At 73.6% G+C, this 23119-nt stretch carries 22 protein-coding genes; 15 read left to right on the forward strand and 7 right to left on the reverse strand.

Features of this window, described 5'->3' with window-relative positions:
* Positions 1 to 17: 17 nt before the first annotated feature.
* Both E0L36_RS16870 and E0L36_RS16875 read right to left on the reverse strand, forming a co-directional pair.
* Complete coding sequence (locus E0L36_RS16870) at positions 18 to 1625, reverse strand: ABC transporter permease (RefSeq protein WP_180929803.1); 1608 nt, start codon at positions 1623 to 1625, stop codon at positions 18 to 20.
* Positions 1622 to 2533, reverse strand: a complete 912-nt coding sequence (locus E0L36_RS16875; RefSeq protein ID WP_180929804.1) for an ABC transporter ATP-binding protein — start codon at positions 2531 to 2533, stop codon at positions 1622 to 1624. Before E0L36_RS16875 ends, E0L36_RS16870 begins: the two co-directional genes overlap by 4 nt.
* An 88-nt stretch (positions 2534 to 2621) precedes the next feature.
* Here E0L36_RS16875 and E0L36_RS16880 point away from each other — a divergent pair, with 88 nt between their 5' ends.
* On the forward strand, positions 2622 to 3143 hold the full coding sequence (locus E0L36_RS16880) for a GbsR/MarR family transcriptional regulator (protein ID WP_180929805.1): 522 nt from the start codon (positions 2622 to 2624) through the stop codon (positions 3141 to 3143).
* Between the two features lie 44 nt (positions 3144 to 3187).
* Here the strand turns inward: E0L36_RS16880 and E0L36_RS16885 are convergent, their stop codons facing one another.
* Complete coding sequence (locus tag E0L36_RS16885) at positions 3188 to 3583, reverse strand: DUF5997 family protein (protein ID WP_180929806.1); 396 nt, start codon at positions 3581 to 3583, stop codon at positions 3188 to 3190.
* Between the two features lie 57 nt (positions 3584 to 3640).
* Between E0L36_RS16885 and E0L36_RS16890 the strand changes: the two genes are divergently transcribed.
* Positions 3641 to 4468 (forward strand): LysR substrate-binding domain-containing protein, encoded by an 828-nt coding sequence (locus E0L36_RS16890; RefSeq protein WP_180929807.1) that lies wholly within the window; start codon positions 3641 to 3643, stop codon positions 4466 to 4468.
* 99 nt (positions 4469 to 4567) lie between these two features.
* Here the strand turns inward: E0L36_RS16890 and E0L36_RS16895 are convergent, their stop codons facing one another.
* The 3 genes from E0L36_RS16895 to E0L36_RS16905 form a co-directional block, all read right to left on the reverse strand.
* Positions 4568 to 5476: a chitinase gene (locus E0L36_RS16895; RefSeq protein ID WP_180929808.1), complete on the reverse strand. Its 909-nt coding sequence runs from the start codon at positions 5474 to 5476 to the stop codon at positions 4568 to 4570.
* Between the two features lie 287 nt (positions 5477 to 5763).
* Positions 5764 to 8295 (reverse strand): polysaccharide lyase family 8 super-sandwich domain-containing protein, encoded by a 2532-nt coding sequence (locus E0L36_RS16900; protein WP_180929809.1) that lies wholly within the window; start codon positions 8293 to 8295, stop codon positions 5764 to 5766.
* A gap of 132 nt (positions 8296 to 8427) precedes the next feature.
* Entirely contained in the window at positions 8428 to 9042 is a 615-nt protein-coding gene (locus E0L36_RS16905; protein WP_180929810.1) for a peroxiredoxin-like family protein, read from the reverse strand.
* A 70-nt stretch (positions 9043 to 9112) separates the two neighbouring features.
* On the opposite strand from E0L36_RS16905, the gene E0L36_RS16910 reads away from it, so the two are divergent.
* From E0L36_RS16910 to E0L36_RS16970, 13 genes are all read left to right on the forward strand, one after another.
* Entirely contained in the window at positions 9113 to 9748 is a 636-nt protein-coding gene (locus E0L36_RS16910) for a TetR/AcrR family transcriptional regulator (RefSeq protein ID WP_180929811.1), read from the forward strand.
* Positions 9749 to 10031: 283 nt separating this feature from the next.
* Positions 10032 to 11585, forward strand: a complete 1554-nt coding sequence (locus tag E0L36_RS16915) for a DUF4127 family protein (RefSeq protein WP_180929812.1) — start codon at positions 10032 to 10034, stop codon at positions 11583 to 11585.
* A gap of 122 nt (positions 11586 to 11707) precedes the next feature.
* Entirely contained in the window at positions 11708 to 13081 is a 1374-nt protein-coding gene (locus tag E0L36_RS16920; protein ID WP_308416783.1) for an ABC transporter substrate-binding protein, read from the forward strand.
* Positions 13082 to 13176: 95 nt separating this feature from the next.
* Entirely contained in the window at positions 13177 to 14070 is an 894-nt protein-coding gene (locus tag E0L36_RS16925; protein ID WP_308416784.1) for a sugar ABC transporter permease, read from the forward strand.
* Positions 14070 to 14960, forward strand: a complete 891-nt coding sequence (locus tag E0L36_RS16930; protein ID WP_180929814.1) for a carbohydrate ABC transporter permease — start codon at positions 14070 to 14072, stop codon at positions 14958 to 14960. Before E0L36_RS16925 ends, E0L36_RS16930 begins: the two co-directional genes overlap by 1 nt.
* Positions 14960 to 15709, forward strand: a complete 750-nt coding sequence (locus tag E0L36_RS16935; RefSeq protein ID WP_308416785.1) for a GntR family transcriptional regulator — start codon at positions 14960 to 14962, stop codon at positions 15707 to 15709. Before E0L36_RS16930 ends, E0L36_RS16935 begins: the two co-directional genes overlap by 1 nt.
* Positions 15706 to 16803, forward strand: a complete 1098-nt coding sequence (locus tag E0L36_RS16940; protein WP_308416786.1) for an ROK family protein — start codon at positions 15706 to 15708, stop codon at positions 16801 to 16803. Before E0L36_RS16935 ends, E0L36_RS16940 begins: the two co-directional genes overlap by 4 nt.
* Before the next feature lie 85 nt (positions 16804 to 16888).
* Entirely contained in the window at positions 16889 to 17632 is a 744-nt protein-coding gene (locus E0L36_RS16945; protein ID WP_180929815.1) for an N-acetylmannosamine-6-phosphate 2-epimerase, read from the forward strand.
* A gap of 346 nt (positions 17633 to 17978) precedes the next feature.
* Complete coding sequence (locus tag E0L36_RS16950; RefSeq protein WP_308416787.1) at positions 17979 to 19211, forward strand: ABC transporter substrate-binding protein; 1233 nt, start codon at positions 17979 to 17981, stop codon at positions 19209 to 19211.
* The gene (locus E0L36_RS16955; protein WP_180929816.1) at positions 19192 to 20352 is read left to right on the forward strand and encodes an iron ABC transporter permease; all 1161 of its coding nucleotides are present in this window, start codon (positions 19192 to 19194) and stop codon (positions 20350 to 20352) included. The genes E0L36_RS16950 and E0L36_RS16955 overlap by 20 nt, the downstream gene beginning before the upstream one ends.
* Entirely contained in the window at positions 20345 to 21136 is a 792-nt protein-coding gene (locus E0L36_RS16960) for an ABC transporter ATP-binding protein (protein WP_180929817.1), read from the forward strand. Before E0L36_RS16955 ends, E0L36_RS16960 begins: the two co-directional genes overlap by 8 nt.
* Positions 21133 to 21825, forward strand: coding sequence for a hypothetical protein (locus E0L36_RS16965; RefSeq protein WP_180929818.1), 693 nt, complete (start codon positions 21133 to 21135; stop codon positions 21823 to 21825). The genes E0L36_RS16960 and E0L36_RS16965 overlap by 4 nt, the downstream gene beginning before the upstream one ends.
* Positions 21822 to 22451 (forward strand): hypothetical protein, encoded by a 630-nt coding sequence (locus tag E0L36_RS16970; RefSeq protein WP_180929819.1) that lies wholly within the window; start codon positions 21822 to 21824, stop codon positions 22449 to 22451. Before E0L36_RS16965 ends, E0L36_RS16970 begins: the two co-directional genes overlap by 4 nt.
* A gap of 65 nt (positions 22452 to 22516) precedes the next feature.
* Here the strand turns inward: E0L36_RS16970 and E0L36_RS16975 are convergent, their stop codons facing one another.
* Positions 22517 to 23107 (reverse strand): hypothetical protein, encoded by a 591-nt coding sequence (locus E0L36_RS16975; RefSeq protein ID WP_180929820.1) that lies wholly within the window; start codon positions 23105 to 23107, stop codon positions 22517 to 22519.
* Positions 23108 to 23119 lie beyond the last annotated feature (12 nt).

The following is a 23119-nucleotide window of genomic DNA, read 5'->3' on the forward strand; positions in this document are numbered from 1 at the left end:
CGTGTGAGGGCCAGCCGTTACGCGATGTCGCGCCGCTTGAACCCGGCGAGACCGCCCGCCGTGAGGGCCGCCGCGAGAACGGTCAGCACCAACAGCGGAACCACCTGGAAGTCCCCCGACGGGAGGTCGGGGATGTGGGTGAACGGCGAGACGTTCTTGACCATCTGGTCGAGCTTCAGCACGTCACCGAACTGCCCGATGACCAGGGCCACGATCAGCGCCACCCAGCTGAGCACCGCCAGCCGCGGCAGCAGCCCGAACAGCAGGGCCGACAGCCCGATGAGCGTCCACACAGCGGGCACCTGCGCCAGCGCGGCGCCGATCATCCGCGGCACCTCCCCGACGACGTCCCCGCTGTTGAGGCCGTGCGCCAGCCCCGCCATGAAGCCCGCGGTGACGAGCATCACGACCGAACCGAGCGCGGCGACGATCAGGTGGCTGCCCGCCCACCGCACCCGCTCGACGGGGGTGGTGAGCACCGGATCGGCGCGCTCCGCCGACTCCTCGGAGGAGAGCCGCAGCGTCGCCTGGACCGCGTAGGCACCGACGACGATCGCGATCAGCGAGGTGATCGTCGCCAGGAACACGTCCACGATGCCGCCGCTGCCACCGAGATCCCGCAGCAGGTCGTCGATGCTCGCGTTGTCCTCCGCGATACTGACCATGCCGTCGGCCACGCCACCGAAGGCGGCGCCCACCACGGCGAAGCCCGCGGCCCAGCCGATCAGGGAACCCTGCTGGAGACGCCAGGCCAGCGCGAGGGGGCTGCGCAGGCTCGGTGCGCCCTCGGGGGGTCCCAGCTTGGCGGGCAGGATGCCCGAGCCCATGTCACGCCGGTCGACGAGGGCCCCGATAGCGGCGGTCATCACCGCGATCAGCAGGACGAACAGCAGCGCCACCGCCCAGCGTTCGTCGGCGTAGGGACGCATCATCTCCGCCCAGCCGATGGGCGAGAGCCACGTCAGGAACTGGAGGCCGCCGTCCGAGCCGCTGGCGGCGTCACCCGTCGCGCGCAGCAGGTAGGCCAGGCCGAGCACGGCCGAGGCGATGCCGGTGGCCCCCCGGGCGTGGTCCGTCAGCTGCGCGGTGATGGCCGCGACGACGGCGAAGAAGATACCCACGCCCGCGCAGCCGAGGGCGTAGGCCCAGGAACCGCCCGCCGCCAGGCCGGTGCTCTGCATCCCGAGCGCGGTGAGCACGGCGATGGCCAGGTTCACCCCGGTGACCAGCAGCAGGGCGCTGGCCAGCCACGCCTTGCGGCCGAGCACGGCCGACCCGGCCAGTTCCGCACGCCCGCTCTCCTCTTCCAGGCGGGTGTGCCGGACCACGAGCATGATGCTCATCAGGCCGAGGATCGTGGACATGAACGCCACGAGTTGGTAGGCGTTGATGCCGCCCGTGGAGGTCAGGTCGAAGGCTCGGCCACCCAGCGCCAGCATGGCCGGGTTGGTGCCCACCGTCTCGGCGAGCTTGGCCTGTTCCTCCGGATCTCCGTACAGGTCGTTGTTGCTGGACACCGACGCGACGGTGAACAGCGAGAAGCCCAGAACCCAGGCCGTGGCCCGGACCCGGTCGATGCGCAGGGCGAGACGCAGCAGCGTGCCCGTGCCGGCGTAGTCCTTCACCGCGCGGCCCCCGCGTCCGCGTCCTGCGCGGTGGTGTAGTGACGCATGAACAGGTCCTCCAGCGTGGGGGGCTGGCTGACCAGACCGCGCAGGCCCAGCGTCGTGAGGTGCTGGACGGCGGTGTTGAGGTCGCTGGTGTCCACGTCGAAGTCGACCGTGTGGCCATCGACCCGCACCTCGTGCACGCCCGGCAGCCGCGTGAGGTCACCGGGGGGTTCGGCCAGCTCAGCGTGGATCGAGGTGCGCGTCAGGTGCCGCAGCTCCGCGAGGGTACCCGTCTCCACCGTCCGGCCGCCGCGGATGATGGTGACCCGGTCACAGAGCCGCTCCACCTCGGAGAGGATGTGGCTGGAGAGCAGGACCGTCCGGCCACGGCGCCGTTCCTCGTCCACACAGTCCTGGAAGACGGACTCCATCAGGGGGTCCAGGCCCGAGGTGGGCTCGTCCAGGATCAGCAGCTCGACGTCCGAGGCCAGCGCCGCCACCAGGGCGACCTTCTGCCGGTTGCCCTTCGAGTACGCCCGGCCCTTCTTCTTCGGGTCCAGCTCGAAGCGCTCGATCAGTTCGTCGCGCCGCTGCTTGCTGGCGCCTCCGCGCAGCTGGCCGAGCAGGTCAATGACCTCGCCGCCCGACAGGTTCGGCCAGAGCGTCACGTCGCCGGGGACGTACGCCAGGCGCCTGTGCAGCTCCACCGCGTCCCGCCACGGATCGCCGCCCAGTAGCGATATGCGACCGCTGTCGGCCCGCATCAGCCCCAGCAGGATGCGGATCGTGGTGGACTTGCCCGCACCGTTGGGCCCCAGGAATCCGTGCACCTCGCCGGCCTCGATCGTGAGGTCCAGCTCGTCCAGGGCGCGGGTCGCCCCAAACGTCTTGACTAGCGAGGTAATTGAGAGTGGTGTTGTCATCCCTCGACAGTACTCGAATATTTGGAGATTTGCGAGAACTGGAAGACACCTGCTGGGGAAGATAGTCTTGCTCCAGGAGGTGTGGCCGTTGTCAACAGGCAGAAACGAATCCGGGGGCGAAGCGTCCCTGCCCGACGAGGAGTGGACGGCCCTGGTCGAGGCGCGCGTCATCAAGCGGCTGGCCAGCAGGTTCAACGAGACGGGGCTGCCGCGGATGTCCGCGCGGGTCTTCGCCGCGCTCATCGTCTCACCGAACGGGGCGCTCACGGCCGCCGAGATCGGTGAATCCCTGTCCATCAGTTCGGGCACGGTCTCCACCGCGGTGCAGGGCCTGGTGCGGGTGGGGCTGATCACCCGGGAGCCGGTGCCCGGCTCCCGGCGTGACCTCTATCGGGTGCAGGACGATCCGTGGCCGGACGTCTTCTCGATCCGGGCGGACTGGCTGCGCGACTTCGCCACCGGGTCCGCCGAGGACATGGACATGCTGGACGAGGTGAACACCGGGGCCCGCAGACGGCTCACCTACATGCGGGAGTTCGGCCTGTTCGTGACCCCGAAACTGGAGCAGATCATCGCCGAGTGGCGTGAGCATCGCGCTTCCCTGACCTGAGACTCCACCGGCGCAGCCGCCCCCTCGCCGGGGCGGCAGCCGGGTCAGGCGCCGGAGTCGTCCCCCTGCTCGGCGCGCTTCTCCCGCAGCCGCGCCGCCTCCTTGCGCACCTCGGCCTGGGTGGCGCGCTCCCGCTCCAGCCACTCCGGCCGCTCCCGCTTCAGCTCCTCGATCTGCTCCGTGGTGAGCGGCTCCGTGATGCCGCCACGGATCAGCCCCGAGTGCGAGACCCCCAGCTTGGCCGCGACCACCGGCCGCGGATGCGGCCCGTGACGGCGCAGGTCACGCAGCCACTCCGGCGGATCGGCCTGTAGGGCGTTCAGCTCCGTGCGCGAGACCACGCCCTCGCGGAACTCGGCGGGGGTGGCCGCCAGGTACACACCCAGCTTCTTCGCCGCCGTGGCGGGTTTCATGGTCTGGGTGGACTGCTGCGATGTCATGTCACCAGGGTATCCACCGTCCGGACCCCCGCTGACCGGAGCGGTAACCTGTTCCCCGTGACAGGCCCCGCCGATTCCCCCTCCTTCCGGCTCGCCTACGTACCGGGAGTGACGCCCACCAAGTGGGTGCGGACCTGGAACGAACGGCTGCCGGACGTCCCCCTGACCCTCGTCCAGGTACCCGCCGCCGAGGCCGCCGGGCTGCTGCGGGACCGTGGCGCGGACGCCGGGTTGCTGCGGCTGCCGGTCGACCGGACCGTGCTGAGCGCGATCCCGCTCTACACCGAGGCGACGGTGGTCGTGGTGCCCAGGGACCACGTGCTGACGGTGGTGGAGGAGGTCGCCACCGAGGACCTCGCCGAGGAGATCGTGCTGCACCCGCTCGACGAGGTGCTCGACTGGGAACATCGTCCCGGGCGGCCCGCGCTGGAGCGCCCGGCCTCCACGGCTGACGCCGTGGCCCTGGTCGCGGCCGGTGTCGGGGTGCTCGTCGTCCCGCAGTCCCTGGCTCGGCTGCACCACCGCAAGGACCTCACCTACCGGCCGGTGACCGACGCCCCGCGGTCCGGTGTCGCCCTCTCGTGGCCCGAGGAGGCCACCACTGACCTGGTGGACGACTTCATCGGCATCGTGCGGGGGCGCACCGTGAACAGCACCCGGGGTCGCGCCGCCACCCGCGCCCAGGACGGCCCGTCCGGCCGGGGATCCGCCGAAGGCGCGCCCCCGGGGAGAGAGGCGAAGGAGTCCGGGGGGCAGGCCAGAGGGGGGCGCCCCGGCGCCGCCCGGCGCGGCTCCCGTGGAGGTGGGCCGCGCGGTGGCGGGCGGGGTGGCCGAGCGGGCGGGGGCCGCTCCGGGAAGCGTGGCGGCCCCCGCCGCCGCGGCTGACCACCCGGCCCGCCACCGCGCCCGGCTCCGGCCTCGACCGGTGCCGGCCGCCCGTGGGTTCGGCCGGTGGGGGACTGGTGGGTCAGCCGGACCGGCCGCTCAGCAGGAGAGGTTGGGGCCGGTGGGGACGCCGAGGATCTCCGTGTACTCCTTGTAAAGCCTGACGCGGTTCTCCACCTGGTGGGGGTTGCCGCCGTCGCACTCCAGGAGGCCGTTGATGGAGCGGATGGTCTGGCCGAAGCCCGCGCCGCTGACCATGGCGTCGTGCCCGGTGAGCGGGCCGGGCCCGTTCTGGGTGTTCCAGTACCAGAGCGCGGTCATCATCGCCACGGCCGGGTCCCGCTCGACCTTCCACGGGTCGTTCAGCAGGTCGATGCCGAGCCAGTCACCGGCGGTCTTGTAGTTGAAGTTCCAGCTCAGCTGGATCGGGCCGCGGCCGTAGTAGGCGTCCTGCCCGGCGGGGCAGCCGTAGGGCCGCTCCCGGTCGCAGTAGTGCGGGTAGTTGTCCTCGTTGACCTCCTTGATGTAGTAGAGACCGGCGGTCTCGTGGCTGATGTTGGCGAGGAAGGCCGCCGCCTCCTGCTTGCGCATCGTGTCGTTGCCGGTGCGGGCGAACTTCGGGAACGCCTTCATCGCGTCCGTCAGTCCCTCGTACGTGTAGAACGGGTTCCGCTTCGGGAACATCTCGTCGAACTGGGCCTCGCTCACCACGAAGTCGTCGTGGGCCGGGGCGGCGGTGTCGTCGCAGCTGAGGGTGCTCCAGTGCCGGGTGCTGACGACCGGGTTGTAGCCCGGGTTGTCCCGCTTGGCGAGGTGGAACGAGCCGTCGGTGTACCTGACGACGTCCCCCGCCCGGTAGCTGGAGCCGGAGGTCCAGTTGGGTGCGGGGGCGCACTCGTCGGCCCGCGGGTGGGCCGCGGCGGCGGGGGTCGGCAGGAGGCCGACGGTGGCCAGCGACCCCGCCGCGACCACGCCGACGAGGAGGGCCCTAAGGCGTTCTCTGAGCACGAACGGTCCCTTTCGGTCAGTCAACGGGCATGCCACGGAGCCCCGTTGGGCGTGAAGCCCCGGGGCACGCACGGTGGATGTCCGCACACTGAACCGTCTCCCTCGGCCACCGTCAAGGTATAGACCAATAATGATCACTGGTGGAGGGGCGGAGGAGCGGGGAGCGGGACGAAGCGCACGGCTCGACCCGGACCGGCGGGTGGGCCGGGTCCGGCGGGGGAGGGCGCGGGCCGGAACCCGGTCGGCCGCCGGAGCGGGGGCCGACCGGGACTACCGGCGTGGCCGGGCTAGCGCAGGGTGGCGGTGAGACTGCGGCCGTGGACCTGGTGGGTGTCGACGTCCAGCTGGGTGCCGCCGGGGACCCGGCGCACCCGCACCCCCTCGTCGGCGGAGACGGCCCGCAGCGACCGGCCGCGTAGCAGCACACTGACCGACCGCCGGTCCATGGTCGGATCCGCGACGGCGACGGTGGTCTCGCCCCCGGCACGCCGCACCAGCACCGAGGCCGGACCCTCGACGCGCAGCCCGGCGGTCTGGTGCGTGCCCCGGGTGAAGGTGTTGGCGGCGGTCAGCCCGAGCCCGGTGTGCCGGACGGCCTGGAGCCGGGTGCTGTTGGCGAGCACGGTCAGCGGCCCGCCCCGGTAGGAACGCAGCGCCGTCTCCCCGGCGTTGGGCACCAGCGCGTAGGCGTGCCGGGTGGGGCGAGCGTCGGCCGCCTGGCGGAGCGTCACCCCCAGGACGGTGCGGCTCACCTCGGTGTCCGGGTTGGCGGTGCGCACGGTCCGGCGGCTGCGGGTCACCTCGTCCAGCGCCACCGTGACCCGGGGGGCGTCGAGGAAGACGTAGCCCACGGCGGTGCCCTCGGTGACGTTGGCGTAGCGCAGCCAGCGCAGGTCGGCGCTGCCGGTGCCGTTCCACGCGCCGCCGTCCCGCAGCTGCCCGGTGAGGGAGAGCCGGTCGCCGGGAGCGGCGGGCCGCGCGTCGACGGAGGTGGTCACCGCCCTGCCCGCGGCGTCGCCGACGCCCGCCGCCAGCACCACGATCTCGTCGTCGAGCAGGAACCACGACTTGGTGGCGCTCGCGTTCCGGTAGACGGTGAAGTCCTCCGGCAGTTTCGCCCGGTCGCGGTACGCGACGTCGCTGGAGAGCACCATCCCGCTCGCGCCGAGGGCCCCGAGGACGGCGCCACCGGAGTGCCCGTTGGTGCCGCGCGGGAAGTAGACGTAGGTGTTCTGCGACTCGGAGGAGGCGGTGAAGTTCAGTGGGTGGCCGGGGTTGTCGTAGTACGGCTTGCCGTAGAGGTCGGGGACGCTGCGCCGCTCCTCGACCGGGGCGGTGACCCCGGCGAGGGCGTAGGGCGAGACGGTGGTGAAGTAGTCGACGCCGTACGCGTGGGTCTGGTCCTGGCCGGAGAGGTAGAGGTAGTAGGCGCCGTCCCCCTGGAACCAGGGCAGCAGGTTCTCGCCGTTCATGTACTCGTACTTGCTGATCCGCCCGGAGCTGCGGGCCAGCGCGAAGGCGTAACCCGGCCTGCGGTGCACGGTCCTGTCCATCGCGTTGAAGGCGACACTGCGGGCGGCGGGGTTCAGGTCGGCGGCCGGGACGCCGTCGTCGTCCAGGATGTCGGCGTGGCGCGCGATGCTCAGGGGGGAGACGAAGCGGGAGGGGTCCAGCGGGGCCCGCGAGGCCGTCGCGAGGTGCTTGACGTAGCTCTTCAGCGCGGTGGCGTCGGCCCCCTCGGCCAGCGCGGAGAGGTCGACCACGGCCTCGGCCACGATCCCCACGTCGGCGTAGCCGGTCTCGGGCCGGGACACCGCCCGACCCTTGACGATCTCCATCATCCAGCCCTCGAAGATCAGCGGGGCGAAGCCGTCGCGCACCCAGCCCAGGACGGTGGGCACCAGCTCCTCGCCGTGCGCGAAGCCCGTCCCCTCCAGGATCGTGAGGGTCTGCACCACCCGGGAGAGGAGGCCCTTCCCGTAGGAGCCGGTGTAGGCGACGGAGGCGTGCTGGATGAACGAGCCGTCCGCGTAGTAGCCGTCGGTGACGCCGTGCTGGAGGTGGTAGGGGTCGATGGTGGCGAAGACGGTCAGCTGGTCGGTGAGCGCCTTGCGGATCCGGGGGCCGTCGCCGAGGAGGGCGCCCTGGACGATCCGGTTGGTCGTGATGTCGGCCAGGTTGGCGCCGGTGTGGAAACGGGAGTCCAGGTCGACGTCCCCGTCCTCGCCGTTGCGCAGGTACGCGTCCATCGAGTCGACGTAGGTGGCGACGAGTTCGGGGCGCTGCTCGCCGATCGGCCCGGCCAGCAGCGCCAGCGTCCGGCTGACGTGCTGGGAGATGCCGATCTCCCAGTGGAACCAGTTCCCGTAGTAGCCCTTCGACTGGTCCCCGTAGTACCGCTCGTGCAGCCAGACAAGGCCGTCGATCACCCGGCGCTGGACGGCGGCGTCCTGGTGGAGGTCGGAGGGCCGCTCCGCCGGGGCGCGGGTGGCCAGGGCGATCTCGTACAGCTTCTGGAAGGCGGTGCCGAGCTTCGCCTCGTCGGTGCCCAGCTCCAGCCCCGCGAACAGCTCGTCGGGGCCCGCCGCGTCCATCTCGGCCAGGTTGTCCCGCGCGTCCTTCCCGATGGCGGCGAGCCGTTCGGCCGTCTCCGGACGCGCGTTGGACTCCGCCGTCCCCGCGAACACGGCGACCAGGTTGTCCAGCAGGCGCGGACCGTCCTCGGCGACCTCGGCGGCGCTCGCGGGCACCGCGGGGACGACGGTCAGCAGACCGGCCGCCGAGAGGGCGGTCAGCAGGCGTCTACGGGTGATCTCCATGGCGTCCTCCCCCTGCGGTGTGCCGCTCTGGCGGCCGGAGTCAAGCAGATCGGGGCGGGGCCGACAAGGGTGCGGACGGGTGGGGCCGCCGCGCGAGGGACCGGGGGGCGGTGCCGCGCCGCGCGGCCGCGGCTACCGCCCGGTCGGCGGGGCCAACCGGGCCGTGAGGGCCAGGAGTTCGTCCACCGGCCACTGGTCGTAGACGTGGTCGCCGTAGTGGGCGGCGAGCACCCGGCCGTCCGCGGCGATCAGGAAGTCGGCCGGCAGGCCCAGCCGCCCGCCCGGCTGCCGCGGGGCCGGCAGGCGCTCCCGCCCCCGCGCCACGGCCCACAGGCCGCGTGACACCGACCGGAGGACCGGGCCCCAGGCGCGCGGGCTGAGCAGCGCACGCGGGGCGGACTCCACCCCGAACTCGGTGTACAGGCGCTTCTCCGGATCGGCGACGACCGCGAACGGCAACTCCGCGGTGTGCTCCCGCAGTTCCGCGGCGGGTGAGTGGAACACCGCCACCTCGCGGATCCCCGCCGCCTCGATCTCCGCGTGCCGCCGGGCCACCGAGCGCAGGTGCAGGTTGCAGACCGGGCACCCGGCGAAGCGGCGGAACTGGAGGTGCGTGGGGCCGGACGGGTCGGGCACGGGGATCGGCGGGCCGGAGACCGGGGTCAGCGTGCGGGCGGGAACCACGGGGCCCGCCGTGCGGGAGCCGGGCGGCGCCACGGGGGTCCGGGAGGTGAGGGGGAGACGCATCGGGTGACCCTTCGTTGGTGTACACCATACGCGAACCAGCGTAGGTGTATGCCGTACGCTGTCAACCGCCATGCCGCGTCCCCGCTCCCTCACCGAGGCCCAACTGGCCGCCGCCGCCCTGGAGATCATCGACGGGCGGGGGCTCGCCGCCCTCTCGATGCGCGCCGTCGCCGCCGAGCTGGGCGTCAGCACCATGGCGCTCTACCGCTATGTCGACGACCGTCACGGACTGGAGGGCCTCGTCGTCGAGTTCGTGCTCGACGAGATGGCCAGCCGCCCCGAGGACGACCCGGCCGCCCCCTGGGCGCGGCGGATCGAGGCCATGGTCGAGCGGCTGCGGACGGCCGTGACCGCCCACCCCGCCGCCATCCCGCTCACGCTGGCCCATCGGCACCGGTCCCTCGCGGTGCGCCGCTGGTCCGAGACGGTGCTCGGGATCCTCACCGAGGCGGGGGTCGAGGGGGAGCGCCGGGTCATCGCGCTGCGCGGCCTGCTCGGCTACGTCATCGGTGCCATCCAGCTCGAACACCTCAGCTCGCTCTCCGGCGCGGGCACCGCCGCCCTCTCCGAACTCCCGGACGGGGACTTCCCCCACCTGCGCGAGACCGCGCGGTACGCCCGGGGAGTCGGCCCCGACCGGGAGTTCAGCGGCGGGCTCGCCGTGTTCCTCCGCGGACTCGCCGCCGACCCGGGGTCCGCCGACTAGTCCCGGCGCCCCACCGGTGGCGGTGCGCCCGGCCCCGCCCCAGCGGGGAGTGGGGCCGGGCGTCCGGGGTGGCGCGGGCCCGCCCGCGCTCCGGGCATCCGTCTCCTCTTCCCCGGGAGGCTTCGGCTCCCGGCCGGAAGTGGCAGAGTCCTGGCCGGAACCCGGTAGGTCGTCCGAACCAATTCGCCCTCGGTGGTCCGTGAACAGGGGGCTATCACGTATTGACCGGAAAATTGGACCGAACCAAAATCGCAGTTCCCTTCGGCCGAGCCAGGAGACTGCCGTGCGTATCGGACTACTGCCCCTCGATGAACGACCCGTCAACGCACGTCTGCCGGGGCAGATCGCGGCACTGGCGGGCGGCGCGCTCGAACTGCCCCCCGCCGGTGTGCTGAGCCGGAAGAAGCGCCCGGCGGACACCGAGGCGCTGGTGTCCTGGGCCGCCGCGCTGGCACACGGCGACCCGGTCCCCGCCGCCCTGGTCGTCTCGCTCGACATGCTGGGCCACGGCGGTCTGATCGCGGCCCGCACCACCGCCGACGCGCTCAGCGAGGTCGTCTCCCGCTGGGAGGTGCTGCGCGAACTGCGCGCGGTGGCGCCGGAGACGAGGGTGCACGCCGTCTCCCTGGTGACCCGCGCCCCCAACTCGTACAACGACGACGAGGAGCCCGCCTACTGGTCCGAGATCGGCGCCGACCTGCACGCCTTCGGTGGGGCGCTGCACCGCTCGTTCCTCGGCGAGCCCGCCGCCGACGGCGCCACCCCCGCCAGCTTCCGGGAGCGGCTGCCCGCCGAGCCGGTGGCCGACTTCACCGCCCGCCGCCTGCGGAACCACACCGGCAACCTCGCCGCGCTGGGGCTGGCCGCCGACGGGGTGCTGGACACCCTGCTGCTGACCGCCGACGACACCGCCGAACGCTCGGCCGGGAGCCTGGAGCAGATCTGGCTGCGGCACTGGACCGACGTGCTCGCGCCGCCGCCGGGGCGGGTGCTCAGCCACCCGGGCGCGGACGAGGTCGGATCGGTGCTGACCGCGCGGGCCGTCCTGGCCGAACTCGACGTGCCGCCGCCCTCCGTCGCCGTGGTGTGCGGGGTGCCCGGCGGACTGGAGCGCGTCGCCCCCTACGAGAACCAGCCGCTGGGCGTCGGCGCCGAGGGACACGTGCGGGCCTGCGGCGCGCGGCTCACCGACCCGGGCGACGCCGACCTCGTGCTGGTGGTGCACCCCTGGGACACCGCCGGCGGGGACTGGGCCCACCGCCACCCCACGGTGCGCGACTCCTCCCACCCGGAGGTGCTGGCCACCGTGGCGGAGGTGGCCACCCACCGCGCGCGGGGCGCCGCCGTCGCCGTGGCCGACTGCGGTTACCCCAACGGCTCCGACCCCGCGCTGGTCAGCGCGCTCGGAGAGCGGGGGCCCTGGGAGGACCTCGCCGGATACGCCGGATGGAACACCGCAGGGAACACCATGGGCAGCGTCATCGCGCAGGCCGTGGTGCACACCGCGGCCCGGCGCGCCGGGGTGCTCGACACGGCGGCGCACCGCGCGCTGCTGCTGCACCGGCTGGTCGAGGACCACGCCTACATGGCCGGGATCCGGGGCGCGGCGCTCGCCGAGTTCACCGACCGGACCCGGCACAGCACGCTCCCCGCGGAACTGGTGGAGCCCGTCCGCGCCTGGGTCGCCGAACGACTCGCCACGGCCCCGGGCGAGCTGCCCGGCTTCGCGGGGTGGACGGTGCCACCGGACTCGGTGACGTTGCCCTGGCAACGCACCTTCGAGGTCGACTTCGCGGTCACCGCCCCCGCGACCAGCGGATCGGGGGAGCGGTCATGAGGCTCGTCCGCCGCGTCCGCGAGACGCGTGGCATACGCGGGACACACGGGACACGCGAAACGCGCGAGCCACGGGGGGCAGACGAACCCCGCGAGACCCGCGGGCCGGGCGGCACCGGTCGCGTGCGCGGGGCGCTCGGGCGGCGCGCTGGCCGCCGGTCCCCGCGCACGCGCCGCGCCCGTCCGGCCGCCGCGCTCTGCGGCGCTCTCGCGCTGCTGACCGGCTGCTCCGTCGCCACCCCGGACGTGCCGCTGGACCAGCCGGGCCGCGACCCGGTGACCATCACCGTCTGGAGCGCCTACACCGGCCGCGAACTCGACGTGTTCAACGAGGTGCTGAAGACCTTCGAGGACGAGCACCCCTGGATCACCGTCAAGAGCGTCGGCTCGCAGAACAACGACCGCATGGTCGCGGCGCTGCGCGGCGGCCCGGCGCCCGACGTGCAGTGGGCCCCGCAGAGCGACCTGGCCGGGGTGTACTGCCCCAGCGGCGGCTGGCGCGATCTGCGCCACTACATCGAGCGCGACAAGGTCGACAAGAAGGTCTTCGTGCCCGCCGCCTGGCGCGCGACCACGGCCGGGGGAAAGCGGTGCGCGCTGCCGGTGCTCGGTGACGTGTACGGGCTCTACTACAACCGGACGCTGCTGAAGCGCGCCGGGCTGGACGGCCCGCCCAAGACGATGAGCCAGCTCACCTCGTACGCCAAGAAGCTCACCGAGCGGACCGGCAGCGGCCGCGTCAAGGTCGCCGGTTACGCGCCGCTCACCCTCTTCTACGCCAACCGCCCCTCCTACGAGGCGCAGTTGTGGGGCGCGGACTGGTTCGACGAGGACGGCCGCTCCGCCGTCGCCACGGACCGCACCTGGCGGCGGATGCTGGAGTGGCGCCGCGAGCTGATCGACTGGTACGGCTACGACCGCATCCGGGCCTTCACCGCCGGAGCCGGGGCGCAGTACACCGCCTCCAACGCCTTCCACACCGGACGCCTCGCGATGATGCTCGACGGCGAGTTCCGCACCGGCTTCATCAAGAACGAGGCGAAGGACCTGGACTACGGCACCGGGCCGTTCCCCGCCCCCGATGACCAGCCGGAGCGCTACGGCGCCGGTGCCTGGACGGTCCACCTGGCCGGAGTCACCAACCGCAGCGCGCACCCCGACGCGTCCTGGCGGCTGGTCAAATGGCTGGCCACCGACAAGGGGGCGCAGATCGCGTTGGCCAAGGGCCTGCACAACGTGCCGACCACCAGGGAGGCGCTGGACTCCCCGGAACTGCGGAAGATCCCCCACTTCGCGCCGTTCCTGCGGATGGCCGCGCACCCGCACAGCAAGATCCCGCCCAACACCCCCGCGGGGCTGAGCTACCAGGACACCATGGCGTCCTTCTTCCAGCGGGTGGAGTCCGGCGCCGCCTCGGACACCCGGTCCGGGCTGGACGAACAGGCCCGCCGCATCGACGAGTTCATCGACCAGATCACCATCGGAAAGGACCGGTGAGTCCGGTGGCCGTCTCCGCGCCCGAGCGGTCCGTCCAGCGGACCCCGTCCCGCCCTCCCACGCCCCGTGGGCCCCGCCGCCGGATCAACTGGCCCGTGGTCGGCTTCATGGCGCCCTGGGCGATCGGCTTCACCGTCTTCTTCGGGTACCCGCTGCTCGCCAACGTCTACCTCTCGCTGACCCGGTACGACCTGCTGTCCTCGGCGACCTTCGTCGGCCTCGACAACTGGGCCTTCCTCCTCCGGGACAGCGCGCTGCTCACCGGCGTCCAGAACAGCGCCTGGATGCTGCTGATCGGGGTGCCGATCAAACTGGCCTTCGCCTTCTCCGTCGCGGTGCTCGTCTCCCGCGCCAAACGGGCCGGGGGACTGTTCCGCACCGTCTTCTACCTGCCGCACCTGATGCCGCTGGTGGCCGCGGCGCTCGGCTTCGTGGTGCTGCTCAACCCGGCGGCCGGACCGGTGAACACGCTGCTCGGCCACGTCGGAGTGGACGGCCCGCTCTGGTTCAACGACCCGGCGTGGGCGAAGCCCTCGCTGCTGCTCCTGGACACCTGGATGGTCGGGAACCTGATGGTGATCTTCCTCGCCGCGGTGCTGGACGTCCCCCAGCAGCTGTACGAGGCCGCCGAGTTGGACGGCGCGGGCAGACTCCGCAAGCTGTGGCACGTCACACTGCCCTCGGTCCGCCCGGTGCTGGTCTTCGCCGCCGTGACCTCGGCGATCGACGCCCTCCAGTACTTCACCCAGGCGTACGTGGTGGCGACCTCCCTCGCGGGCGGCGCGACCAGCGGGGCCGAGTCGCTGGGCTACCCCGACGACTCCACGATGTTCTTCCCCGTCCTCCTCTACAAGCAGGGCTTCCGCTACTTCAACATGGGCTACGCCTCGGCGCTGGCGCTGCTGCTGTTCGTGGTGTCGTTCGCGATCGCCTTCCTCATGCTCCGGCGGTCGGCCCGCTGGATGTCGGACCTGACCGGAGAGCGCTGATGTCCCTCACCACCAGAGGCCGCCCCGCGGCCCCGTCCCGTTCCGGCGCGGCTCCCGGGCCGGGCCGCGCCGGGAGACTCCTCACCGTCGTCGCCGACCACGCGCTGCTCGTCGCGCTCGCGTTCATCGTGCTGATGCCGTTCGTGATGATCGCGCTGACCTCGCTGATGCCGAACGAGCAGACGCTCTCCCCCGCGCTGTGGCCCAGCTCCTTCGAGTGGGGGAACTTCTCCCAGGTGTTCGAGCAGATACCCCTGCTGCGCTACGCCGGGAACACCTTCCTCTACGCGGGTCTGGCGACCCTGGGCACCCTGCTCTCCAGCGTGCCCGCGGCCTACGCCATGGCCAAGATGCGCTGGCGGGGACGGCGGGTGTGGTTCCTGCTGACCGTCTCCGTGATGATGCTGCCCGCGCAGGTCACCCTCGTCCCGCTGTACTCGATGTGGGCCGGGGTCGGCCTCGTCGGCACCCTGGCCCCGCTGATCGTGCCGATGTGCTTCGGGCACGCCTTCTCCATCTTCCTGCTGCGCCAGTTCTTCCTGACGGTGCCGCAGGAGTACCTGGAGGCCGCCCGGATGGACGGCTGCGGCGACCTGCGGACCCTGATCCAGGTGGTGCTGCCGCTGACCCGCCCGGCGCTGGCCGCTGTCGCCGTCTTCCAGTTCACCTTCTGCTGGAACGACTTCATGGGTCCGCTCCTCTACGTCGGCAACGACGAGAGCAACTGGACGCTCTCCGTGGGCCTGGCCCAGTTCCGCTCCACCTACCAGGTGCAGTGGAACCTCACCATGGCGGCGGCACTGCTGGCCGCGCTGCCGGTCGTCGTCCTCTTCTTCTTCGCGCAGAAGACCTTCGTCCGGGGGATCGCGCTGACGGGGGTGAAGGGATAGTGGCCACCACCCCCTCCGCCGCCCCGGCCGGCGAGTCCGGACCGCGCCGCACCAAACACGAACGCCTCAGCCGCAGGCTGCGCGCCGAGGTCGACCGGATGGAGCCGCACACCGCGCTCCCCACCGAACGCGACCTCGCCGCCCGGCACCAGGTCAGCCGCTCCACCGTCCGGCAGGCGCTGGACGCGCTGGTGGAGGCCGGCGCCGTCTACCGGGTGCACGGCGCGGGCACCTTCGTCGCGTCCACCACCATCTCCAAGTCGCTGACCCTGACCTCCTTCACCGAGGACATGCAGGCCCGCGGGCTGGTCCCCGGCACCCGGCTGCTCGCCGCCGACGAGCGGGCCGCCGGCCGGCAGATCGCCGAGCAGCTCCGCCTCGACCCGGCCGACCCGGTGGTGCGACTGGTACGGCTGCGCTTCGCGGACGAGCGCCCCATGTGCCTGGAGACCGTGCACCTGCCCGCGGCCCTGGTGCCTGGGCTGCTCGACCGCGACCTGGCCCGCTCCCTCTACCGGGTGCTGCGTCGCGACTACGCGCTCCGCATGGTGCACGCCGAGCAGACGTGGCGCGCCGTGGCGCTCGACGAGGGCAGTTCGGTACTGCTGGGGGTGCCCACCGGATCCCCCGCCTTCCGGGTCAGCCGGGTCAGCACCGACGAGCGGGGCCGCCCCCAGGAGGCGACGCTGGGCCTGTACCGGGCCGACCGCTACGACATCGAACTCACCGTGCACCGGGGCTCGCCGTGAGCCCGCCCGGCGCCGCGGCCCCGCCCGGCGCCGCGGCCCCGCCCGGCGCCGCGGCCCCGCCCGGCGCCGCGGCCCCGCGTGCGCTCCCCGGTGGCTGGTGGGGCCTGGGCGTGGACGTGGGCGGCACCAAGGTCGCGGCCTCGGTGGTGGACGCCTCCGGCGTCCCCCTCGGCGCCGTCCGGCTGCCCACCCCCGCGGCGGCCGGACCGGAGGCGGTGCTGGACACCATGGCGGAGGCGGCCCGGGGCGCGCTGCGGCGGGCCGGACGGGCCGCCCCACCCGAAGCGGTGGGCGTGAGCACCGGCGGCGTCGTCGACCACGCCACGGGGACGGTCGTCGCCGCGACCGGACTCCTGCCCGGCTGGGCCGGGACCGCCGTCGCCCGCGAGCTGTCCACCCGGCTGGGCGGGGTCCCGGTCTCCGTGGAGAACGACGGAAACGCCCTCGCGCTGGGCGAGTTGTGGTTCGGCGCGGCCCGCACCCGCGAGGACGTGCTGTTCACCGCTGTGGGCACCGGAGTCGCCGGGGCGCTGCTGTACGGCGGAGAGCTGGTGCGCGGCACCCACCACACGGCGGGCGAGCTGGGCCACCTCCCGGCTCCCGGCGCCGGGGAGACCGTGTGCAGCTGCGGCCGGACGGGCCATCTGGAGGGCGCCACCGCCGGCCCCTCCCTCGCCGCCCGCTACGCCCGCCTCGCCGCCCTCCGCCCCGCCCCGGCCGGGGACGCGGCCGCTCCCGGCGAACCGCCCGCCCTGCGGTGGATCGCCGAACGCGCCGACGCCGGGGAGCCGTTGGCCCGTGAGGTGCTGGCCGACGGCGCCACCGTGCTGGGCCGCACACTGGGCGGTCTGTGCAACCTCTTCGACCCGCAGGCCGTGATCGTCTCCGGCGGGGTGTCCGCCTGCGGCCCCGCCTACTGGCGGCCGCTGCGGTCCGCGTTCACCGCCGAACTGCTGCCCAGCGTCCGGGAGGTGCCGCTGCTGGGCGCCGAACTGGGCCCGCTCGCGGCGGTCTGCGGAGCCGCCGTGCTCCCGGCGCACGCGGAGCTCACCGCCGCCCGCTCCGCGCGCCCCTCTACCGGCGCGGCCGGATGAGCCCGGCCCGGCGTCCCGGCCGCCCGCCACCGCCCCGCCCGGTGAGCACGCGCACCCTCGCACCCGTACAGAACAGGACCTCCCGATGTCACCCTGCTCACCCCAGCACCCCTCCGGCGCGCCGGAGTTCCCCCGCACCTCCCCGCCGGTCGCGGCGCTCTCCGGCGGGCTGGTGGTCTCCTGCCAGGCACCGCCGGGCGACCCCCTGCACGGCCCGCGGCACATGACCGCGATGGCGCTGGCGGCGCGGCTCGGCGGCGCCGCGGGTATCCGGGCCGAGGGGACGGCCGACGTGCGGGCCATCGCGGACACCGTCGAACTGCCGCTGATCGGACTGTGGAAGGACGGCGCGGACGGCGTCTACATCACCCCGACGGTGGCCCACGCGCTCGCTGTCGCGGAGGCGGGCGCGGACATCGTCGCCGTTGACGCCACCGGCCGCCCGCGCCCGGACGGCAGGCCCCTGGCGGCGACGGTGGAGGCCCTGCGGGAGCGGGACCTGCCGGTCATGGCGGACGTGTCGACGGCCGAAGAGGGGCGGGCGGCCGAGGAGCTGGGGGTCGCCCTGCTGTCCACCACCCTCTCCGGCTACACCCCCCACAGCCCCGCCGGACCCGAACCCGACCTGGCCCTGGTGGAGCGGCTGGCCGCGCGCGCCGGGGTGCCGGTGGTCGCCGAGGGACGGGTGACCACGCCCGAACAGGCCCGCCGCGCCTTCGACGCGGGCGCCTACGCGGTGGTCGTCGGCACCGCGATCACCGCACCGGCCCGGATCACCGAGCGGTTCGCCGAGGTGGCCCCGGCCCACCGGGCGGGCGCCGGACGCTGACCCCGGCGGACGGCGGCGGCTCCCACCGCCGTCCGCATGGCCGAAGTTCACCCCCGCTCCCCGGAGGGGTGTCGGGGTCGGGAGGCGTGGGGGGTTCGCCGTCGGCCTCCGCTTCCCTCGTGTCCCCGGTCGCGGCCACTCCTGAACACGCAGGTGGGGGAGGGGAGTTGACGAGCTTTCGGGGGTGGCCGGGGATGGGCGCGCGCGGGGGAGGGGAGCCGGGGCGCGGTTGGAGTGGGGCGGTTGGAATCGGGCGTAGGGGGAGTGAACGGGACCCATCGAGCGGCGACTTTCGGACTGTGAGTAAGGTAAGCCTTACCTTGCTGAGTCGTCGTGGAGGTCGCTGGTGTCCACCCCTGTCACGAGATCCGCCCGTCCCACGGGGGACGGCACAACTCCCGGAACGCCGGAGCTCCCTCGGGCCCGCGCGGCCACGGCGCCGCGCCCGGCCGGTCCCGGCGGACCCAGCCGCCGCCGGCTGCTGCGCGGACTGGCCGCCGGGTCGGCGGCCGCGCTCGGCGGAACCGCGCTCGCCGCCTGCTCCAGCCGGGAGGACCGCGACGCGGCCTCCACCGGCGGGAAGGGAGGCGGCTTCACCGTCACCGACCAGCGGGGCGAGAAGCTCCGCTTCGACCAGCCGGTCCAGCGGATCGTCACCACCGTCATGCCGGTACCCGCGATCCTCACCGCCGTGGACGGCGGCTACGGCCGGATCAAGGGCATCAACGAGTCGACGCGCACCGCCAACCGCGAGGGCCTGTTCGGCGTGATGCACCCGGCGTCGAAGAACACGACCACCGTCGCGGGCTCCGACTTCGCACCCAACGTCGAGACCGTGGTCAAGCTCGAACCCGACGTGGTCATCCAGTGGGCCGACCAGGGCGACGACGTCATCGCGCCGCTGGAGAAGGCCGGATGCGTGGTGCTCGGCCTGACCTACGGAACCCAGAAGCACCTGGAGACCTGGGTCTCCACCTTCGGGAAGCTGACCGGCGAGCGCGGGCGGGCCAAGGCCATCCTCGACTGGATGGAGGAGGAGGCCACCGCCGTCAAGGCCGCGGTGCGCAAGCTCCGCGCCCGCGAACCGAAGGTCCTCTACCTCAACGCCGCGACCGACGGTTACGAGACCTACGGCGACCACTACATGGACCACTCCGTCGCGCTCGCGGGCGGCACCTCCGCCGCGACGGGCCTGCCGCCGGGCAACACCGCCGTCGGCACCGAACAGCTGCACCGTTGGGACCCCGACGTCATCCTCCTCGGCGCCTTCGACGCCTCCACCCCCGCCGACATCTACCGCGCGCCCGCCCTCCGTTCCCTGCGCGCGGTACGCCAGCGCCGGGTCTACAAGATCCCGCTCGGCGGCTACCGCTGGGACCCGCCGAACTGCGAGTCGCCCCTGATGTGGCGCTGGCTCTCCCAGGTGCTCCACCCCGGCCTGCGGGCCGACGTCCGGGAGCGGCTGCCCGAGCGCCTCGGCTACCTCTACGACTACGAGATCTCCCCGAAACAGGCCGACGAGATCCTCCGGATCGACATGAACGGGAAGAGCGCGGGCTATGGCCGCTTCCGAGGTTGAGACCCCCGTGTCCGGCCGCGCCCCAACCCCCCACGCCCCGGCGGGAGACGAGCGGGGACCGGACGCCTCCGCCCCGCCCGGGCACGCGGCCGGGGACCCCGAGCGCACCGACGGCGCCCCGGTCCGCGGCCGCCGCCGCGCGGCGCTCCCGCTGCTCGCCCTCGGCACCCTGCTGGTGGCGCTCGGCGCCCTCGCGCTCGGACGGTACCTGGTGCCGCCGAACGAGATCCTGCGGATGATCGGCGGGCAGGTACTGCCGCTCGCCCGGACCTGGACGCCGACCGAGGAGGCGGTGGTCCTCGACGTCCGCCTTCCCCGGGTGCTGCTCGCGCTGCTGGTCGGCGGGGGGCTCGCGCTCAGCGGCGCGGCGCTCCAGGGCGTCTTCCGCAACCCGCTGGTCAGCCCGGACGTGATCGGGGTGTCCTCCGGCGCCTCACTCGGCGGCGTATTGGCCCTGCTCTTCGGCCTCGGCTCCCTGCAACTCGTCACCGGAGCCTTCGCGTTCGGCCTCCTCGCGCTGGCGATCGTGCTGCTGGTCGGGGGCCGCGCCGGGGGCTCACCGCTCCTGATGATCATTCTCGCCGGCACCGTGACCGGCGCGTTCTTCAGCGCGCTGGTCTCCTTCGCCACCTACGTCGCGGACCCCTACACCGAGCTGCCCTCCATCGTGTTCTGGCTGCTCGGCAGCCTCGCCACCGCCTCCTACGGGAAGGTCCTGGTCGCGGTGGGGCCGGTGCTCGCCGGGGCCCTGGTGGTGCTCTGCCTGCGCTGGCGGCTCAACGTCCTCTCCCTCGGGGACGAGGACGCCGCCTCGCTCGGTGTCCCGCCGCGCCCCACGCGGCTGCTGCTCCTGACCGCCGTCGCCCTGATCACCGCGGGTTCGGTCGCGGTGTCCGGCCTCGTCGGCTGGGTCGGGCTGGTCGTGCCGCACCTCGCGCGGCTCTGGGCCGGCACCGACCACCGGGTGCTGCTGCCCGCCTCCTTCCTGCTCGGCGGCGCCTACCTGACGGTGATCGACACCCTGTCGCGCTGTCTCACCTCCGGGGAGATGCCGCTGGGGATCCTCACCGCCGTCATCGGCGCCCCGTTCTTCGTCGTCCTGCTCGCCAGGTCCCGCGACCGGATGTGGATCAATGATTGAGCTGAACGGAATCGGCTACCGCTACACCCCCGGCCGCTGGGTCTTCCGCGACGTGCACGCCACCGCGCGGGAGGGCCGGGTGCTGGCTGTGCTCGGCCCCAACGGCCGGGGCAAGACCACCCTGTTGCGGTGCGCCGCCGGGCTGCTCAAGCCGAGCGCGGGCACGGTGCGCGCCACCCGGCCCGTCGCGTACGTACCGCAGTCGCACGGGGCCGCGCTCTCCTACTCGGTCGCCGACATGGTGCTGATGGGCCGCACCCGGCACCTGCGCGCCTACGCCACCCCCGGCGAACGGGACCGGCGCCGCGCCGCCGAGGCGCTGGACCGGGTGGGCATCGCCCATCTCGCGCCCCGTATCTACACCGAACTCAGCGGCGGAGAGCGGCAGTTGACGCTGATCGCCCGCGCGCTGGCGGCCCACTGCCGGATCCTGGTCCTGGACGAACCGGCCTCGGCGCTCGACCTGCGCAACCAGGCACGGGTCCACACCCTGCTCGGCGAACTGGCCGACGAGGGCATGGGGGTGGTCCTCACCACCCACCACCCGGACCACGCGCTGCACCTCGCCGACGACGCGCTGCTGGTGTTCGGCCCGGACGACGTGCGCTGCGGCCCCCGGGAGGAGCTGCTGACCGGCCCCGTCCTCAGCGAGCTGTACCAGGTGCCGCTCACCCTCGCCGAGGTGGCCACCGAGCGGGGCCCACGCACCGTCGTCGCCTCCGACCTCGGGCCGCCCCGCACCGGCGCCCACCCCGACACCCCGCACGGAAGGAGCGCCGCGTGACCACCGCGCCCCCGGACGGCTTCCCCGCGCCCACCACCCCGGTCTCCCCGCCCACCCCCACGGTGCGCTTCGTCACCATGGGCGAGGCCGCGCCAGGGCAGCTCGCCGCGGAGTGGGCCACCCGCGCCACCTCCCTCGACCTCTACCAGCTCAGCGCCGCGACGCTGCGCGGCTGCATGGGCGTCTCCCTCGTCGGCGGCTGCGACCAGGTCTTCCTCTCCCGCACCGACGCGCTCACCGACTTCGTCCGTGGCGGCGGCCGGGTGCTGGTCAACGGGCACGTGCGGCTGCCGTTCCTGCCCGGCCTCGGCCGCTGGCGGCGACTCGACTTCCGGGGGCCGTCGGACCTGCGGATCTCGCCCGTCACCCCGCACCCGGTCTGGGAGGGCGTCGACTACGACGAACTCCTGTACCGCACCGGCGGATCGGCCGCGGGCGCCACCGGTGACCGGCTCGCGGAGACCGGCGTCGCCGGGTTCTACGGGCGCGGCTACCACGGCGAACTGCCCCCGGACGCCACCGTCCTCAACGGGATCGGCCCCCACCGGCTGCCGATCGACATCCACTACCGGCTCGGGGACGGCGAGGTCCTCGCGCACGCCGGGAACGACCTGACCATCTTCGCCGACCCCGACCGCAGCACCCGGCGGCTGGGTGAGCGGCTGCTCGACTGGCTGGAGGGCCGATGAGCCGCGCCGAACCCACCCTGGGGCTGCTGCACGGCGGCAGCTTCCACCAACTCGCCACCCTGGACGACCCCGCCGTCCGCGTCCACCGCCCCCGGGCGCTGTATCTCCCCGAGACCGGCCCCGCCGATCTCGACGGGCTCGACGGGCTCGTCGTCAGCGACCGCCTGCACCCCCGGCTGCTGCGCGAGCGGGCGGACGACCTGCTCACGGTGGCGGCCCGGGGCGGGACCCTGGTCGTGCTGGGCGAGAACGAGATCACCCCCTGGCTCCCCGGCCTGGCCGAACACCGCCCGGCGGAGACCAACTTCTGGTGGTGGCGCACCGGCGAGGACCCCGGAATCCGCGTCCGCTCACCCCGGCACGAGGCGTGGGCACACCTGTCGGAGCGCGCGGTGGTCTGGCACTACCACGGTCTGCTGCGCCCACCCGAGGGCGCCAGCACCCTCGTCACCGCCGGGCCCCCGGGCGACGGGCCGTCGGCCATCCTCTACGAGGACCGGGTGAGCACCCCGGGCAGGCTCATCGTCTCCACGATGGACCCCGTCTACCACCACGGTTCCGCCTTCATGCCCGGAGCCACCCAGCTCCTCTACGGACTGCTGCGCTGGATCACCGCCTCCCGCTGACCGGGCTCCGTACGGCGGCGCGACGGGACGGCGACCCGCGCGGGGGCACGACGGGCGGCCCGTGCTCAGGTGCCGGTCGTCGACCCCGGCCGCACGATCATGAGGACCACCACGATCGTCCAGAGGACGTTGAAGACGCCCGTGAGCATGGCCAGCCGACTCGCCAGGGCGGCGGCCCCGGCGGGACCGGCCGGGGCCGTGCCCGCCTCGGGGTCGCCGAGCGCCCGCCGCTGTCCGGGCAGGATGCCCCAGACCAACAGCGCGGCGGCCCCGGTGGTCAGGATGAGCGAGGCGACCAGCCAGAGGTCCGTCAGCACCCCCAGCTGGGCGCCGGTCGCTATCCCGAAGACCGGGACGCTGACCCCGACGACGCCGTAGCCCCGGCAGATCCCGTGCAGCAGCGCGGCGATCCCGGCGGCCCGTCCCGGCGCGTCCGGCTCCCCGGCGGACGCTCCGCCCTCCGCCTCCGCCGTCAACGCCCCGCCGCCCGGGCCGGGATCGCCCTCGTGCCCCACGCGTCCGGCCACCGGGCGGGCCCGGGCGGCACTCTCGGCCGAACGGCGGGCGTAGCGCGGGAACATCGACGCCGCGACGGTGATCGGTCCCACCGTCAGGATCGCGGCGAGGACGTGCAGGGACAGCAGCACCTTGGTCACGCGGGCACTCCT

Source organism: Streptomyces sp. AJS327 (assembly GCF_013450295.1).
Classification (GTDB): domain Bacteria; phylum Actinomycetota; class Actinomycetes; order Streptomycetales; family Streptomycetaceae; genus Streptomyces.